Source organism: Agrobacterium sp. GD03872 (assembly GCF_029840625.1).
In the GTDB taxonomy this organism is placed as follows: domain Bacteria; phylum Pseudomonadota; class Alphaproteobacteria; order Rhizobiales; family Rhizobiaceae; genus Agrobacterium; species Agrobacterium fabrum_A.
Genome location: NZ_JAOCCY010000020.1, coordinates 1 through 15,726, shown reverse-complemented (window position 1 = coordinate 15,726; position 15,726 = coordinate 1). Strand labels below are relative to the sequence as shown.

The window sequence follows — 15,726 nt, the reverse complement described above, 5'->3', positions numbered from 1 at the left end:
TTGATAATTAGCTCAGGGGTCGTCGCGCTCGATGCTGGCACGTTGCTTGCGCAGTTCGACCGGAATGGAAACGTCCTCGGTGGTGGCGACGCGGCGGATGTGGATCTCTTCGACCAGCATCAGACGCTTCTCGACAACGAGAACCTCCTCCATCACAGGCACGATGGTCACGTCACCGTCCGTGCGAACGGCCGGCGCTTCTGACACTTCACGTCCGATTGCCACACGCGTGACCTCGACATTCTCGCTGTCGAGGCGTGCCTCCGCTGCTTCTGTAACAAACTCGGTTTTGGTGCTGACGCGGACGCTGCCGTCGCGCACGGCGCGCTTGTCGATGACAAGCTGTTCTTCGATCAGCGAGAGTTTCTCGTCAGGCTTGGTCATCCGCATTCCAGATTGTTGCGACAAGCATTGAACGAGCGGAGTCCACCTTGGTTCCTTGAAAAAGGTCAAACGTCACCAGCTGAGCGAAAATCGCCCAAGGCCGGAACAAAGTGTTACGCAGTGATTTTGTGGCTCACGAGGAAAGGTTGGATAAGCATGATGAATATCCTGATCGTCGAAGACCAGTGGCTGCTACCTGGCGCGGTCGAAGAGGCGGTATTGTCGCTCGGGCATGAGGCCATCGGGACGTTAACCACGGCAAAGGAAGCGTATGAGCTTGCCGACAAGGCAGAGGTTGCCTTTGTCGACGTCAATCTAATCGATGGTGCGACCGGACCGGAAATCGGCCGACGCCTGGCGGCAGACGGCGTCACCGTCGTCTTCATGACCGGCAACCCGGAACAGCTTGGCTCAGGCGTCGATGGCGCCCTCGGGGTGATCTCAAAGCCGGTGATGGACCTTGAATTGGTCGAGACGATCCAGTTCGCAACGGATCATCACGCCGGGCGGGACTGTATCGCTCCTAAGCGGTTTATTGCGTTTCATTGACGACGACTACTCGGCGAGACCCTTCTATTCGTCGAGCTCGTTTCGTGTGACGCTCGCCAACTCGTGGAGCCCCTCGGCGCGGCCTGGCTCCTCGACAGCGGCCAGAATAACCGCGTAGAAGGCGGCCCGACATATTTCTTTTTTTAGACGCAGCAGCGTGTTTCTTTCTGACCGCGTCTACGAGATCCTTCGGTCGCATTGCCGGGAGAGCGAGTTCGGCGATCGTCCGCGCGATATCCTCAATGTCTGATGCCAGTTCTCTTGCCATCACCTTCTCCATTCGAAGATGAGATAGCGAAGGGAGATGACAGCGCGATGTCAGAACGCGTCTGGTCCGCTCAAAGTCAGATTTGCATTCTCAGGCGCGTTTCCGGATGCGTCAGGTCAGGCCTTGCCCCCAACGATACGTTTCGCCGCTCAAGCGAGAGTGTGTAGGCGGGTAAATTCCGTCAACTTCCCGACTGAAGCCGCATCTTGCGCAAGCGCTCGGTCTTCAGCCGCCGCTCCTCCGCCTCCGCCTTGATTGACGCCATGGCGCTGGCATGCGTTGCGTCGAAGCGTTGCTTCCTGTCCGCCAAGGAGCTCTTCTCGCGGTTTCGTTTTTGTGGAATGTCGTCATCTTTCCATCACGATGAACTAATGCTCAGCAAAACAGCGACAAGTAGAGGGGGACGTCAACAAGAAGAATGTACGACAGGGTACGGTGCTGATGCCGACGATCCCAAATCTCCGCAGTTCAGGCTTAGGAGTTGGAGAAGGCACGACAGCGGCAAGAGGAGGACAAGGGCGATCTCGATAAAGGCCTCGAAGATACCTTTCCCGCGTCGGATCCTGTTTCTCACACGATAACGTCCGTACCGGCAGGCCGCACCGACCCGAAAGAGGCTGAGCGCGTCAAAGCCAGCGCTCCTGAGAACCAGCAAAGCGAGGATTTCACAAGTAGCGTTCGCGGCTGAATCAAGGAAAACCCGCTCACTGCTGTAGCCCTCACAACTGCGGTCGCCTGGATCTTTGGCGCGACCCGCTAATCGGGACGACTGATGTGAAGACCTCAATTGACGGCCCGCTACCCGCGCCCCCTTCCGGGCATGCCACGTCGCGTCCGACATCAGGCTCGGTTCTGAAGAAGCTTGGCCCTGGCCTAATCACTGGAGCCGCCGACGACGATCCAAGTGGGATCGCAACCTACTCCCAGGCCGGCGCCTAGTTCGGCTTCAACATGGTCTGGACCATGTTACTGTCTTATCCGCTGATGTCGGCAATCCAGCTTGTCAGTGCCAGAATTGGCCGCGGGACCGGATCGGGGCTGGCGGTCAACATGGGTGCCATCTGGCCGAAATGGCTCGTCACCGGGTTGGTCTGTCTGCTATTCGTTGCCAACTGCATCAATATTGGCGCGAACCTCGCGGCGATGGGTGCGTCGGTCGAGCTCGCGACGGGAATGCCGAGCCTGCCGATCACCATCTTCTTCGCCCTCTTGTCACTAGGGCTGCAGATGTTCATTCCCTATGAGCGATATGCCAACATCCTGAAGTGGCTGACGCTGGTCCTGTTCGCCTACATCGCCGTCCTGTTTGTGGTAAAGATCGACTGGATGGCGACGTTGAAAGGATTTGTCTGGCCAACCTTTCCCTTGAACACCGACAGTTTCACCGTGGTCGTTGCGATCCTCGGCACGACAATCAGTCCGTACTTGTTCTTCTGGCAGTCGAGCCAGGAGGTGGAAGAGATCGTTCGCAGGACGAAGCCAAGCCGCTTGAGGAGGCGCCGCGTCAAGCTCCCAAAGAGCTCAACCGGATCGAGCTTGATACCCTCGCGGGTATGGCCGTTTCCACCATCGTCGCTGTCGCGATCATGATGTGTGCGGCTGCGACACTGCACGCTAATGGCAAGACGGATATCAAGTCGGCGGCTGATGTCGCCGAAGCGCTGAAGCCGATCGCCGGCAATTTTGCCTTTGTCCTGTTCAGCCTCGGCATCGTTGGAACCGGATTGCTGTCGATCCCGGTACTGGCTGGCTCTGCGGCATATGCCTTCGCCGAAACGCAGGACTGGATCTGTTGGTTTACATTGAGGAGTTGATCATGCCCAAACTTGCGCTGTACGTGCCATTGAAGGCCAGGCCCGGAAAGGAGAGCGATGTCGCCGATTTCCTGACCTCGGCGTTAGCGCTCGTTCAAGCTGAGCCCGGTACCCTGACTGCGTATTCCGGTGATGCCGGACAAGCGCTAAACCGGAGGGGGATCACCCACCCGGAGGGCCGAGACGTATTTCATGGAAATGCGGCCGGTGCTGCAGGCCGCAGGCCGAAGCATGGGGAGACGGGTTTAGTGCTTGTGGGGGAGAGAGGGCAGAGCGCCTTTCTCCCCTCTCAGTGCGCTGAATAAATTCGCCTTCCGGCCCGAAGGATATATTCCGGCACAGATAGCTGCCAGGCGGCTACGCGCCGTCATTTCCGTCATTCGAGGGCGCCAGAACACATCCTGGAAGCAGTCATTCTCCACTATGGAGCTATCGCTGCCTGTATCGGTAGCTCAAGCGTGAAAACGCTGCCCAACCCCGGACCATCACTCCATACCGAAACATCGCCGCCGTGTAACTCCATGAGTTGTTTGACGAGGGCGAGGCCGATCCCAAGTCCCCCATGAGCATGATTCCGATGCTCTTCGACTTGCTCGAACATCCTGAAAATTGCGCCAGCGGCCTCGGCACTGAGGCCGAGACCATTGTCAGTGACGCTGATGCGATAGGTGCGCGGAAGTAATTCCAGCGCTACCTCAATCTGACCGCCCATCGGCGTGTATTTTGCGGCATTGTTCACGAGGTTTGAAACGCACTGCGTCAGCCGAACCTTGTCAGCGAACATCATGCACGGCTGATCCGGAACGTTGATGGACAAAGCATGGTTTCGCTCCTCGATTGCCTCTTTTGTCATATCCAGCGCGGAGTGAATGGCATCTCTCAAGTCAAAGTCAGACTTTACGAGATTGATTTTGCCCTGCGTTATCCGTGACACATCGAGCAGGTCGTCAACGAGCCTGATGATGTGGTCCATCTGTTGGTGCATGAGGCCATGGATCTGCTCCACCTTGCCAGCATCCGGCTTTCTCGAAAGAAGCTTCAGCCCGCCATTGAGAGCGGCAAGTGGGTTGCGCAGTTCATGGACGAGAACGCCGATGAACTCGTTCTTACGCTTGTCGGCGAGCTGAAGCGCGCGAGTCTGTGCCTCGAGAAGGTCGCGCTGTTCGGAAATCATTTTACGCTGACGATAGAGCTCTGCAAAAATCTCTGCCTTGCTGCGCAGAATATCCGGCTCGATCGGTTTTTGAATAAAGTCGACGGCGCCCGCTTCATATCCCTGGAACCGCCGCTCGGCTGTATGGGTACCGGCAGTCACGAAAATGATCGGAACCCGCCGTGTCCGCTCATTGCCTCGCATAAGTTCGGCAAGTTCGAAGCCGTTCAGTCCTGGCATCTGAACGTCAATCAGCGCCAGTGCCACATCATGTTGGAGCAGAAGCTCGAGAGCCTCATCGCCGGACCGCGCCTTCAATAGCATCAGCTCGTCGCGTTGTAGCAGAGCTTCCAGAGAAAGCAGGTTCTCTGGAAGGTCGTCAACCAAGAGGAATTTGACGTCAGTGTTCATTTTCGATGTTCTGCAAATAGGTTGAAATCTTCGACAAGGTCAAAACTTGAGCGCTTGGGCATGCGCGGATGGCAGCTTCGGGCATGGCCCGAGCGAAAGCCTCGGACGGATCCTGAACGATTGCCGTTCCGCCAGAACGAACGACGGCCGAAAGGCCTTGGGAACCGTCATGATTGGCGCCCGTCAGGACAATAGCTGTCAGTTGGCTGCCCCAGGCGTCTGCCGCGCTCTCGAATGCCACGTCGATCGATGGCCGCGAGAAGAGAACCTCTTCCTCGCTGGATAAAGCGACATGCGTTCGCCCCTCGAGCGACAAATGATAATTAGGGGGCGCGAAGTAGATGAACCCGGCTTCCACGGGCTCCTTGTCTTCCGCCTCGATCGCGCGAAGCTGACATTTGAGGTCAAAAATCGCGGCCAGCACACTGCGTTTGTTTGGCGGTAAGTGCACCACGACGAAGATAGGATACGGATAAGTCGCAGGCAGTGGCGGCAATATCATGGACAGCGCTTCCAGCGCCCCAGCGGAGGCGCCGATGATGATCGCACCGTTCGGATTGTCCTTCACGAGCCGATCCTCTGATAGATCTTCTCATCTCGGACGAACTCCCGGAAGCCATCGGCGTGTGCCGAAAACCGCAGTGTTTCCTTCGAGCCCAGCCCGAGAAAGCCGTTGCGTGGCAGCGCATCCCGGAAAAGACCGACAGCCCTGTCCTGGAGATCCCGGTCGAAATAGATCATGACGTTCCGGCAGGAGACCAGATGCATCTCACCAAAGACCTGGTCCGTCACAAGACTATGATCTGAGAACACGACATTGCGCCGCAGGCTTTTGTCCAGGATGCACCGGTTGTAGCCCGTCGTGTAATAGTCAGACAAAGATCCCTTGCCGCCGGAGTCACGATGGTTCTCGGTGAACAATCTGACCCGTTCGATGTCATAAATTCCGGCTTCCGCCTGGGCGAGGGCCTCTGGATTGATATCCGTCGCATAAAAGAGGGTTCGCTCCTCAAGCCCTTCCTCGCGAAAAAGGATGACAAAGGAATAGAGCTCTTCGCCCGAACTGCATCCGGCAATCCAGATCTTCAAGGAGGGGTAAGTGCGAAGATGCGGAACGACCTTCTCCCGGATCGCCGCGAAGTAGGACGGGTCGCGAAACATCTCGCTGACCTGGACCGTAAGGAAGCGGAGCATGTCGTCAAGCATCTCGGGATGATGAAGGACGCGCTCCTGCATGGCTGAGATGGTCGCAAAGCCCAACTGTTCGCGTGCCTGGCGCAACCGCCGCCGGATCGACGACATGGCGTAGCTGCGAAAGTCATAGTGGTAGCGATGATAAAGCGCCTCCAGCAGCAGCCGGATCTCTATATCCTCCACCTTTTCGAACGTCTCCGTCATTGCGGCATCCAGACGCGCACGAGAGACAGAAGCTTTTCGACGTCAAGCGGCTTTGCCATGTAGTCATTGGCGCCGGCTTCGATGCAGCGCTTCTGGTCGTCCGGCATGGCCTTTGCCGTCAAGGTGATGATCGGCAACTTCTGCCATGCTGAGTTCTTGCGGATGTGGCGGGTAGCGGTGAGGCCATCCATGACCGGCATCATTACATCCATCAAAACCAGATCGATCCGCCCGTCTGGGTTTGTTATCGATTGCTCCAGTTTTTCCAGCGCCTCCTCGCCGTTTCTGGCGATATCGACGATCACCCCGCGTGGTTCGAGGATGTTGGTCAGGGCGTAGACGTTGCGCACGTCGTCCTCGACGATCAGAATGCGGCGCCCTTCCAGCAGTTCATCGCGATTGCGCGCTTTGCGGATCATTTGCTGCTGCTCGTCCGGCAGCTCGGAGACCACCTGGTGCAGGAAGAGGGTAACTTCGTCGAGAAGACGCTCCGGCGATTTTGCACCCTTGATGATGATAGATTTCGAGTAACGGCGAAGTCTCTGTTCTTCTTCGGACGAGAGAACGCGTCCGGTGTAGACGATGACAGGCGGGAAGGAATGCATGCCCGCTTCGCTCAACGTTTCCAGAAGCGCAAAGCCGGATGTATCTGGTAACGACAGATCCAGCACCATGCAGTCGAAGGTCTGTTCAGCCAGCAACGAGATGCACTCTGCCGCAGTCCCGGCCCCCACCGTTTCGACGTCATGCGACCACAGGAGTTTCGACAGAGCGTCCCGTTGAACGGCGTTATCTTCAACGATCAACACGCGCCGCAGCGTTTGTTCGGCTTTCGCGCCTAGGGACTCGATCATCGACACCAGGTGATCGCGTTGTACGGGCTTCAGCGCGTAGCCGACGGCGCCCAATGAGAGAGCCCGGTCGGAATAATCTTCGGCGGAGAGGATGTGGATCGGAATATGGCGCGTCCGCACGTCACGCTTCAGGCGGTCAAGCACCGAGAGGCCGGATTGATCCGGAAGACCGACATCGAGCAGGATGGCGTTCGGCAGATACTGATGGGCGAGTTCCAGGGCTTCTTGAGCGGTTCCGGCTACGAGCGCCTGGAACTTCAGCTCACGGGCGAGATCGCGCAGGATGAGTGCAAAGGATTGATCGTCCTCGACAATCAGCAGCTTGCGGGCCGTCGGCTCGGATGCTGCACGGTCGTCATCGACGATTGCGACTGCCTTCGGCTTTTGTGCAATGGTCTCTGCTTCAGCGCGCAAGACGGGTTCTGCAGCGGACGCGACGGGCGGGGCAAAATCCTGTTTCGGAGCCTGGACCAGCGCACTGTCGAACTCGGCCGGAATGACGATGGTAAACGTGCTGCCTTGGCCGAGCTTGCTCTCCAGCCGGAAGCGGCCGCCGAGCAGGCGCACTAGTTCGCGGGAGATCGAAAGCCCGAGCCCGGTGCCACCGAACTTGCGGCTGATGGTGCTGTCTGCCTGATGGAAGGCCTCGAAGATCCGCTTCTGCTGTTCTTCGGCAATCCCGATGCCGCTGTCCTTGATCGCAAAGGCCAGTTGATTGTCGCCGTGACGGCTGACCGCGAGCGACACACTGCCCTTCTCCGTAAACTTCAGGGCATTCGCCAAAAGGTTCTTCAACACCTGCTCCAGGCGCTGCGGATCGGTCTGGATGACGGCCGGCACGCCGGCCTCCACGGAGACGTTGAGCTGGAGGCCCTTGTTGGTTGCGAGCGGTTCGAACATGTGGCGCAGTCCGTTGACGGTCCGTTCGATGGACACCGCTTCCGGATTTATCTCGACATGGCCCGCCTCGATCTTGGAGAGGTCGAGAATGTCATTGATCAGATTCAGGAGGTCATTGCCCGAAGACTGGATCGTCTGGGCGAACTGGATCTGCTGTGCCGTTAGATTGCCTTCGGAATTGTCGGCCAGAAGTTTGGCAAGGATGAGCGAAGAGTTGAGTGGTGTGCGCAGCTCATGCGACATGTTCGCCAGGAAGTCCGATTTGTAGCGGCTGGCAAGTTCCACTTCCTTTGCCTTGGCTTCGATTGCGTCCTTTGACCGTTCCAGATTGTCGCGCTGCCGTTCCAGTTCCTCCGCCTGTTCTTCAAGCTGGGAGTTGGTCTGTTCGAGTTCCGCCTGCTGCTGTTCCAGGCGGGTTTGCTGTTCGCGAAGCGCGCGCCCCTGTTCTTCGAGCTCTTCGTTGGAAACGCGCAGCTCCTCGCCCTGCACCTGCAGCTCTTCCGATTGCCGCTGGGTCTCTTCCAAAAGAGCCTGGAGGCGGGTTCTGAATTCCGCTGATCGGATGGCGACAGCAATCAGCTCTGAGACCTGTTCAAGAAGAACTAACGTCTGATCGCTGATGGGAGACAGGAAGCCGAGTTCGAAAACGCCTCTTATGTCCCCTTCAACGATCGCAGGCGCCAAGGCGAGATAACGTGGCTTCTGCTGTCCAAGAGCCGAGCCGAAGTTGATATAGCCATCCGGAACCTCGCCAACCGCGATCGGACGGTGATCCCGCAACACATGGCCGAACAAGCTGTCGTTTTGGCCAAAGCTCGTAGGCAGGATCACGTCTGCAGGTACGCCGTGGACGGCCATGCGATGAAAGCGGCCGGCATTTTCGACATAAATGGCACCTGCAACGGCACCGAGATAGTTGGTGAGGAAGCCCAGGATGTTTTCGCCAAGTTTCGCGATTTGCTGCTCACCGCTGACGGATGCAGCCAAGCCCAATTGTGCATCCCGCAACCACTGTTCGCGCTTCTGCGCCAGAGTGGATTTTCTCACCAGTGCGGAGATCGCGAGGGTCAGGACGATGCCAAGCAGCCCCGAAGCTAGCGCGCTCGCCCAGGCAATAATGTATGACGCATTCATCTCCTCAAGGCGCTGGCTCCGCTCTTCACCAGCCTCGTTACGCAGTTGGGAGATGACGTTGCGGATGCCGTCCATGTCGCTGCGGCCGCGGTCTGATTTTACAAGGGTCAACGCTTCGACGGACCCTCGTGTCTGGAAGACCTCCAGTGTTAGCGCCATCACTTCAAGTTTGGACGAGACAAACGCTCGGAGTTCCTCGACACTCCCACGTTCGCGCATCTCGGCTGTGGCAGCCGAGCTGATTGTGTCCATTCGGCTCTGAACCTGTGGGAGGGCACGGTGATATGGCGCAAGATAGGCCTCCTCAGAGGTCAGGAGAAAGCCACGTAATCCCGTTTCTGCATCTTGTATGTCGATCAAAAGCAGGTCGAGCGCCACCACAAGACCATGCGTTTGCGTCACTCTCGCATTGCTGTCTCTGACGTTCTGGACTGTGTAAACGGTTAGCGCGGTGCTGATGACGAAAAAGAAGATCGCGGTCGCTGCGCCGATGAGGGCATTTCGCTCCAGACCGAGCATTCTGTTGCCTGTAAGTGCGGATGTTTTTCTGTGCATCAGAAGGTCTCTAAAAACTCGGTCAGATGATATTATCACGTAAGAGTGACGGCATCGGATGCGGGAAATGGCTAGCGGGGTCGCAAAGCGTGTGGTTGCTGTGTCCCATCCACTCCCGCCGATCACGTCAACTTGAATAGAGTCCTAGGTAGCAATAATTTTATGAGGAAAGCAAGATTACGCTAAAAATGGAACGAAATGAGTTGCTTGCCCTTCAGGGGTTGGCCCATTCGCCGCAACGTCACGCAAGGAAGCTCAGCGGCTTCACGGTGGAGTACCTTCAACCAGAGTTGGGTGCTGCTTTCAGTTACGACTGGACGAGCGACCTCCATTACCATGACATTGTCCTGGAAGATGGGGGCATACGTGCAGGGGATGGATTGGAGGACAACCGCCGTGACCTCCGCCACACGCTGACTTATGTCCCGCGGGGTGCACGCGTCACTGGCTGGTCCGAACTCCAAAGGCGGAACAACTCGTTCGCAGCTATCTATTTAGATCCGGCAGCTATCCGGCAGGAGCTGGACACTCGCTTCGCCGAACATGTCGATGAAAAGGTTTATTACCGAAGCGACGAAGTCGCGGGATACCTGCGCCAATGGGCCGGCCTGCTAAAGCGAGATCATTCTGATGCTCTATACGAAGAAGCATTGGGCCTGATCACGATCTTGGCGATCCACAAAGCAACAATGCCGGCATTGAGACAGCCGCCGCCCCTTGGCAGAGCGCCTCTGGCTCTGATCGACGAGTTTATCGAGGAGAACCTTGGCTCAGATCTCAGCCTATCGAGCCTTGCTGCACTCGCGGGCCTAAGTCGGTTCCATTTCAGCAGGGCCTTCAAGGCGTCCACCGGAGAGACCCCATACCAGCACGTGCTCCGACGTCGAATGGAAAGGGCACGATTGCTCTTGGCCGCAGGAGAAATGCCCATCGACGAAATCGCCAGCAGGCTGGGCTTTCAGGATAGCGCGTATTTCCAAAGGACTTTCAAATCATGGGTTGGAATGAGTGTGAAAGAGTTCAGGGACCGGATGTAGGTCCTCACTGAAGGCTTCGCGCGCTTCAATAGTTCGCCCAATAAGAGCAGACTGTCTGCCTGCGCCTGCGCCTGCTTCGCAGCTAGGAACTCTGCGAACTCTCTCTGGCCAATCGTGGCTAGACGAGAATTGAAATGGGTATCTCACAATCGGCCCTACCAAACCGCGTGGACCGGCTTGGAACGCTGGCAAACAAGTTGGCGTCAGCCAACCTTCAAAAATCCCCGTTTGGGCAGTCCGAATCAAGATCTGTAGAAAGGCGTTAGGTTGCTGCATCAATCTTCGCAAAAAGATTGCAAACTAGTCCCGGGTCCCAGTTTTCTGGAACATCAAGCCGTGTTCGGTGGATATTGAATATTGGTGAATGAAGGAACAACTATGCGAAAAATCGGTCGAGTGCGGGAAGTCTGGCGCTATCCGGTGAGTTCTCTTGGCGGGGAGACGCTCGCCTCGATCACCGTGTCGCCCGAGGGCATCGCAGGCGACCGACGGTTCGCGCTGTTCGATCCGGAAACCGGCCTCGCCGCCGCCCCCGAGAAGGAAACGCGCTGGCGTCCTGCCCTCTTCATCACCGCCTGGCAACCGGCCTCCGGACTGCCGGTGCTGCGCTTTGCCGACGGCGCCGAACATGCGCTCGACGACGGTGCATTGCCGGACCGCCTGGCAGAGCATTTCGGCTTCCCGGTCGCGGTCGGGCTCGTCGGGTCTGGCGATTACCGCTTCCCCGTCGTCTCCAATCGTTACAAGCCAGCGCCGCTTCACCTTGTGACGACCGCTTCGACGGAGGCGCTTGCCGCGGTAACAGGCCTTCCGCCACTCGACGCAAGACGGTTCCGCCCCTCCGTGCTGATCGAAACGGAAGAAGGCGAAGGTTTCATCGAAAACGAGTGGGTTGACCATACGTTACGCATCGGAGACACGGATATCCGCGTCACCGAGGCGTCGCGCCGCTGTGGCATGACGCTTGTCGCACAGCCCGGCATGGCGGAAGAGCCCGATGTGCTGCGCGGGATCATGCGCCACAACAAGCGCAATCTCGGCGTCTATGCCACGCCCATCGAGGGCGTGACCATCAGTGTCGGCGATGCCGTCTATGCCGAGATCTGAAAGAGCGGCGTTTCCGCCTGCGAGATATCCTTGAGGATTGCCCGGCCGACAGTCTCGCCGATATCCCGGGCACTGGTGATGCCCTGAACGAAGGGCTCCTTGTGCAGGAGGAAGGCGATTGCCGCGCAATAGAGCCGGCCTTCCGACATCAGGCCGAGACGCGGGCGATAGAATTCATCGACATCGATGCCGCCGGTGCGCACCATATCGGGATCGCGATCGAGCGACATGATCGCCTCGACCTTGGGCGTCGCGGCTTCGCGCACGCCTCCCTGATCGACAAGCGTCGGAAAGGGGAGATCCGTCGCCGAGAGGGTTTCCTGACCGGTCGCATCGATGAAGGCGCCGAAGCGATGCACCGTGCCTGACACCTCGACCTCTGCGCCCCGCTCCAGACCGACCTCGGCCGTGCGGATCGTATAGTCTTCGCCGAGCCGCAGGATGGACAGTTTGCCGACACGCGACAGCGCGAGCAGACGGCGGATCGACATCAGCGGCACGGTTGCATAGTCGTCGATGAAGATGCCCTTGAAGTGGCGGTGGAAGCGCTTGAGGTCTTTCTCGTCCAGATGCGGAATGACGCGCGCGACAATCTCGTGGGTGATCAGGATCGCATAGCGCCACGGCACGGTATAGCGCTTCACCCTATTGTCCTCGGCCTCGGCCAGGTTCTTCGCGGCCCAGACGAACGGATCGCTTTCGGCTCGGTCGGCATAGTAGGCGGCTGCGAAGGTCTCGACGGTCAGCTGCGAAAGGCCGATGCGGGTGGCATAATCCGGGTCGCGGGCGACGATTTCTCCGCGGAACAGCTCGAAGACCTCATCGAGCAGGTCGTGACGACCTGTCGCGATCAGCGCGTCTATGGCCTCTTCCGTGCAGACGAGCGGCGTCACATAGGGCAGCGGGCAGTAGAAGTCGGCCTCCGGCAGGATGCCCTTGCGGGACATCAGCGTCGCGCGAAAATCCTCAGTCCCGGCAGCCGGCTGATATTGCAGATCACCCGCCGCATCGCTGTAGAACATGCCGTGGGCCGTCGCCACGGTCATCAGGGCGTCGATCCCGCTCAGCGAGGTGCCGAGAATGCCGACGGGTTCATTGCGGATCGACTTCAAAACAGTGGCCGGCCAGGGCGAAACGAAGTAGCCGGGTCGTATTTCGGTGCTGTCGGGCCAATTGTGGCCGGTCGCCATCACGACGTGGTCGAAGACTGCGTCCTCCTCTGCGTCGGGACGGGATACCCTCAGCCGCACTGCGGCCGCCTGTATCTCGATATCGGTGACCTTATGGCGGGCCAGCACGTGGATTTCGTGGCCGCGTTCGCCGGCCAGATTTTGCATCCGGGCAAACTGCGCCTGCATGTAGTCGCCGAGCACGAGGCGGGGATAGAATTCCCGCTCATCAATCGCCTCGCGGCGGATGCCGTGGCGCATCAGCGTGTCCTCATCCTGCCGCCGCAGCCATTCGACCAGGGTCTCGGTGAAAGCCGGAAGCTCGATGCTCGGAATGTTGGAGAGCATCGCCGGGTCATTCATATCGGGGTGATAGGGCGTACCCTTGCCCGGCTCTCCCTCTGCTTCATAAAGGGTGATCGACAGGGGAACGGTCGAGCCGATCAGTTGTTTGAACGTGTAGAGGCCGGTTGGACCCGTGCCGATGATCGCAATTCGTGGAAGCATGGACATATCCTATGTCCGGCGAACAATCTCGCACGGCTGTCAGGGAATGTTCCACCCTTGAAATTGTTCCCGCCCTCATGCGCCCGCGCGAACTAGCCTTCGAGAAAAGGGGGATCGTGTGAACGTGATGTGAGATCTGGCCTGCTGCCGGTTTCATGGACACCGAGTTAAGGTGTTCCTCCTGAAACCGGAGAGCATGAATGCAACGAAGGAAGTTCAGCCGCGAGTACAAGCTTGAGGCGGTGAAGTTGGTCAAGGAGCGTGGGGTCTCTGTTGCCCAGGCGGCCCGTGACCTTGATGTCCACGAGAATGTGTTGCGCAAATGGGTTCGCGAATACGGCGACGATCCCAGCCAGTCCTTTCCTGGAAAAGGCCAGATGAAGCCAGAGCAGCTTGAGATTGATCGGCTCCGTCGTGAAGTCGCCAAGTTGAAGGCGGAGCGCGACATCCTAAAAAACGATCACGGGCTTTGGTCCGCCTGTGCGCGGTAGAAACAGGCTGTGCTACGCTGCACTCCGGAGGGGAGTTGCCGACTGCTTATTGGAGGCGTTCGACCCCGTTAAAAAACGTGGCACATGGGCTGTTGCGAACTTGAGAGTGGTGACGCGGCTTCAGCAGCGATCCCGATTAGGAAAATGACGAACTTGTGCGGCCCAGCCCCTCCCGAACCGAAGGAGGAGAAGCCATGCCCAAGACAAGATTATCTGCCCCGCAGAACCTCACCCGCCTGAACCCGAGCGCAGCCGCGATCGACATCGGGTCCACAATGCATATGGCGGCGGTCAATCCGGACAGCGATGACATGCCAATCCGCGCTTTCGGCACCTTCACCCATGATCTGCATGATCTCGCTGCCTGGTTCCGATCTTGCGGCGTCACGAGCGTGGCTATGGAGTCGACCGGCGTCTACTGGATACCGTCTTTCGAGATTCTGGAGGAGCATGGCTTTGAGGTAATCCTGGTCAATGCGCGTTACGCGAAGAACGTCCCAGGGCGGAAGACCGACGTCAATGATGCGGCATGGCTTCGCCAGTTGCATTCCTATGGTCTGTTACGCGGCAGCTTTCGTCCCAATGCGCAGGTTGCCACTTTGCGTGCTTATCTGCGCCAGCGAGAACGTCTGGTCGAGTATGCGGCAGCTCATATCCAGCACATGCAGAAGGCTCTGATGGAAATGAACCTGCAGCTCCATCATGTTGTCTCCGACATCACCGGCGTGACCGGTATGAAGATTATCCGGGCAATCGTTTCCGGCGAGCGCGATCCTGACGCCCTGGCCTCTTTGCGTGACGTTCGCTGCCACTCTTCTATCGAAACGATCAAAGCATCGCTGGTCGGCAACGATCGTGATGAACACGTGTTTGCTCTTTCCCAATCACTGGAGCTTTACGACTTCTATCAATTGAAGATGCTCGAATGCGACCGCAAGCTGGAAACGGCGATCGCCATGATGACTGTGGAAGTCGAAGTGCCGCTCGCGCCGCTGCCAAAAATCCGGACAAAGACCAAGCAGACGAATGCACCGTCCTTTGATGTCCGGGCCGCTCTATACGGCCTTACGGGCACCGACTTAACACAGATTCACGGCCTCGGCTCCTCGCTCGCCCTCAAGCTCATCGGCGAATGCGGAACTGACCTACGAGCATGGCCCACCGCCAAGCACTTCACATCATGGCTCTGCCTGGCTCCCGGCAACAAAATATCTGGCGGAAGACTTCTCTCCTCGAGAACGCGCCGATCATCGAACCGGGCAGCCGCACTCTTGCGGTTGGCAGCCACCACGATTGGCCGAAGCGACACGGCACTGGGTGCATTTTATCGACGTTTGGCAAGGCGCATCGGAAAGCAGAAAGCCGTGACGGCGACGGCACGTAAGATCGCGGTTCTCTTCTTCAATGCCCTTCGGTTCGGCATGGCTTATCGTGATCCCGGTGCGGCGGCATATGACGAGCGCCATCGCGGTCGAGTCTTGGCAAACCTGCAGCGCCGTGCTCGCTCTTTGGGATATCAACTTGATCCCATTCCCGATGCTGAGAGTGTTTCTTAGGAAGGCCGCAGCCTACTTTGCCAGGGACGCGATATGAGGTTCGCGTTCATTGCAAAGCACCGTTCGATCTGGCCGGTGGCATGGCTCTGCGAAGCGCTAGGGGTTTCTCGTTCAGGTTTCCATGCCTGGTTCAATCGTTCTGCGAGTGAACGCGCTCGCTATGATGAGGTTCTGCTGGACAAGATCAGGCAGAGCTTCAAAGCCAGCGACCGCACTTATGGTGCTCGCCGTGTATGGCATGACGTGCCGGAAGAAGGATTATCCTGTGGTCTCCATCGTATCGAGCGGCTGATGCGCTTGAATGCGCTCAGGGCGAGGCCGAGACGGCGTGGCTTGCCGAAAGATGCCGGTGACCGTGCCGTCATCATGCCGAACGTGCTGGACCGTCAGTTCATGGCAGAGCGGCCGAACCAGAAATGGGTGGCCGACTTCACCTATA

General features: G+C 58.1%; 13 protein-coding genes and 3 pseudogenes. 9 read left to right on the top strand and 7 right to left on the bottom strand.

Annotated elements, in window-relative coordinates:
* Positions 1–12: 12 nt before the first annotated feature.
* On the bottom strand, positions 13–384 hold the full coding sequence (locus tag N5D22_RS24195; protein WP_080843310.1) for a YsnF/AvaK domain-containing protein: 372 nt from the start codon (positions 382–384) through the stop codon (positions 13–15).
* A gap of 159 nt (positions 385–543) precedes the next feature.
* Here N5D22_RS24195 and N5D22_RS24190 point away from each other — a divergent pair, with 159 nt between their 5' ends.
* Entirely contained in the window at positions 544–933 is a 390-nt protein-coding gene (locus tag N5D22_RS24190; RefSeq protein ID WP_172891042.1) for a response regulator, read from the top strand.
* 449 nt (positions 934–1,382) lie between these two features.
* On the opposite strand, the gene N5D22_RS24185 is transcribed toward N5D22_RS24190, so the two are convergent.
* Complete coding sequence (locus tag N5D22_RS24185) at positions 1,383–1,511, bottom strand: hypothetical protein (protein ID WP_263635088.1); 129 nt, start codon at positions 1,509–1,511, stop codon at positions 1,383–1,385.
* 641 nt (positions 1,512–2,152) lie between these two features.
* Here N5D22_RS24185 and N5D22_RS24180 point away from each other — a divergent pair.
* From N5D22_RS24180 to N5D22_RS24170, 3 genes and pseudogenes are all read left to right on the top strand, one after another.
* A complete protein-coding gene (locus tag N5D22_RS24180; RefSeq protein ID WP_279658430.1) occupies positions 2,153–2,791 on the top strand; it encodes a divalent metal cation transporter in 639 nt (212 codons plus the stop codon).
* The gene (locus N5D22_RS24175) at positions 2,755–3,015 is read left to right on the top strand and encodes a divalent metal cation transporter (RefSeq protein WP_269747858.1); all 261 of its coding nucleotides are present in this window, start codon (positions 2,755–2,757) and stop codon (positions 3,013–3,015) included. Before N5D22_RS24180 ends, N5D22_RS24175 begins: the two co-directional genes overlap by 37 nt.
* 2 nt (positions 3,016–3,017) lie before the next feature.
* Positions 3,018–3,143 (top strand): annotated as a pseudogene (locus N5D22_RS24170) (antibiotic biosynthesis monooxygenase); the annotation flags it as partial.
* Positions 3,144–3,436: 293 nt separating this feature from the next.
* Here N5D22_RS24170 and N5D22_RS24165 read toward each other — a convergent pair.
* The 4 genes from N5D22_RS24165 to N5D22_RS24150 are packed head-to-tail and all read right to left on the bottom strand — an operon-like array spanning position 3,437 to position 9,384.
* Positions 3,437–4,579, bottom strand: coding sequence for a hybrid sensor histidine kinase/response regulator (locus N5D22_RS24165; RefSeq protein WP_072492898.1), 1,143 nt, complete (start codon positions 4,577–4,579; stop codon positions 3,437–3,439).
* A complete protein-coding gene (locus N5D22_RS24160) occupies positions 4,569–5,147 on the bottom strand; it encodes a chemotaxis protein CheB (protein ID WP_072492897.1) in 579 nt (192 codons plus the stop codon). Before N5D22_RS24160 ends, N5D22_RS24165 begins: the two co-directional genes overlap by 11 nt.
* Positions 5,144–5,977 carry a CheR family methyltransferase gene (locus N5D22_RS24155; protein ID WP_072492896.1) on the bottom strand — a complete coding sequence of 278 codons (834 nt, stop codon included), beginning with the start codon at positions 5,975–5,977 and terminating at the stop codon, positions 5,144–5,146. Before N5D22_RS24155 ends, N5D22_RS24160 begins: the two co-directional genes overlap by 4 nt.
* Positions 5,974–9,384, bottom strand: coding sequence for a response regulator (locus N5D22_RS24150; protein WP_279659180.1), 3,411 nt, complete (start codon positions 9,382–9,384; stop codon positions 5,974–5,976). The genes N5D22_RS24155 and N5D22_RS24150 overlap by 4 nt, the downstream gene beginning before the upstream one ends.
* 224 nt (positions 9,385–9,608) lie before the next feature.
* Here N5D22_RS24150 and N5D22_RS24145 point away from each other — a divergent pair, with 224 nt between their 5' ends.
* Both N5D22_RS24145 and N5D22_RS24140 read left to right on the top strand, forming a co-directional pair.
* Positions 9,609–10,457, top strand: a complete 849-nt coding sequence (locus tag N5D22_RS24145; RefSeq protein ID WP_072492894.1) for a helix-turn-helix transcriptional regulator — start codon at positions 9,609–9,611, stop codon at positions 10,455–10,457.
* 378 nt (positions 10,458–10,835) lie between these two features.
* On the top strand, positions 10,836–11,564 hold the full coding sequence (locus N5D22_RS24140) for an MOSC domain-containing protein (protein ID WP_072492893.1): 729 nt from the start codon (positions 10,836–10,838) through the stop codon (positions 11,562–11,564).
* Here N5D22_RS24140 and N5D22_RS24135 read toward each other — a convergent pair.
* Positions 11,549–13,240: an FAD/NAD(P)-binding protein gene (locus tag N5D22_RS24135; protein ID WP_072492908.1), complete on the bottom strand. Its 1,692-nt coding sequence runs from the start codon at positions 13,238–13,240 to the stop codon at positions 11,549–11,551. The two genes, N5D22_RS24140 and N5D22_RS24135, sit on opposite strands and share 16 nt — an antisense overlap.
* 200 nt (positions 13,241–13,440) lie before the next feature.
* Here N5D22_RS24135 and N5D22_RS24130 point away from each other — a divergent pair.
* The 3 genes and pseudogenes from N5D22_RS24130 to N5D22_RS24120 form a co-directional block, all read left to right on the top strand.
* Positions 13,441–13,695 (top strand): annotated as a pseudogene (locus tag N5D22_RS24130) (transposase); the annotation flags it as partial.
* Positions 13,696–13,925: 230 nt separating this feature from the next.
* Complete coding sequence (locus N5D22_RS24125; protein WP_072492891.1) at positions 13,926–15,287, top strand: IS110 family transposase; 1,362 nt, start codon at positions 13,926–13,928, stop codon at positions 15,285–15,287.
* A pseudogene (locus N5D22_RS24120) lies at positions 15,288–15,726 on the top strand (IS3 family transposase); the annotation flags it as partial.

Excerpts from the sequence above, each read along its gene's own strand:
- N5D22_RS24195 (WP_080843310.1), bottom strand. The coding sequence starts at position 384 with ATGACCAAGCCTGACGAGAAACTCTCGCTGATCGAAGAACAGCTTGTC.
- N5D22_RS24190 (WP_172891042.1), top strand. The coding sequence starts at position 544 with ATGAATATCCTGATCGTCGAAGACCAGTGGCTGCTACCTGGCGCGGTC.
- N5D22_RS24180 (WP_279658430.1), top strand. The coding sequence starts at position 2,153 with ATGGTCTGGACCATGTTACTGTCTTATCCGCTGATGTCGGCAATCCAG.
- N5D22_RS24175 (WP_269747858.1), top strand. The coding sequence starts at position 2,755 with ATGGCCGTTTCCACCATCGTCGCTGTCGCGATCATGATGTGTGCGGCT.
- N5D22_RS24165 (WP_072492898.1), bottom strand. The coding sequence starts at position 4,579 with ATGAACACTGACGTCAAATTCCTCTTGGTTGACGACCTTCCAGAGAAC.
- N5D22_RS24155 (WP_072492896.1), bottom strand. The coding sequence starts at position 5,977 with ATGACGGAGACGTTCGAAAAGGTGGAGGATATAGAGATCCGGCTGCTG.
- N5D22_RS24150 (WP_279659180.1), bottom strand. The coding sequence starts at position 9,384 with ATGCTCGGTCTGGAGCGAAATGCCCTCATCGGCGCAGCGACCGCGATC.
- N5D22_RS24145 (WP_072492894.1), top strand. The coding sequence starts at position 9,609 with ATGGAACGAAATGAGTTGCTTGCCCTTCAGGGGTTGGCCCATTCGCCG.
- N5D22_RS24140 (WP_072492893.1), top strand. The coding sequence starts at position 10,836 with ATGCGAAAAATCGGTCGAGTGCGGGAAGTCTGGCGCTATCCGGTGAGT.
- N5D22_RS24135 (WP_072492908.1), bottom strand. The coding sequence starts at position 13,240 with ATGCTTCCACGAATTGCGATCATCGGCACGGGTCCAACCGGCCTCTAC.
- N5D22_RS24125 (WP_072492891.1), top strand. The coding sequence starts at position 13,926 with ATGCCCAAGACAAGATTATCTGCCCCGCAGAACCTCACCCGCCTGAAC.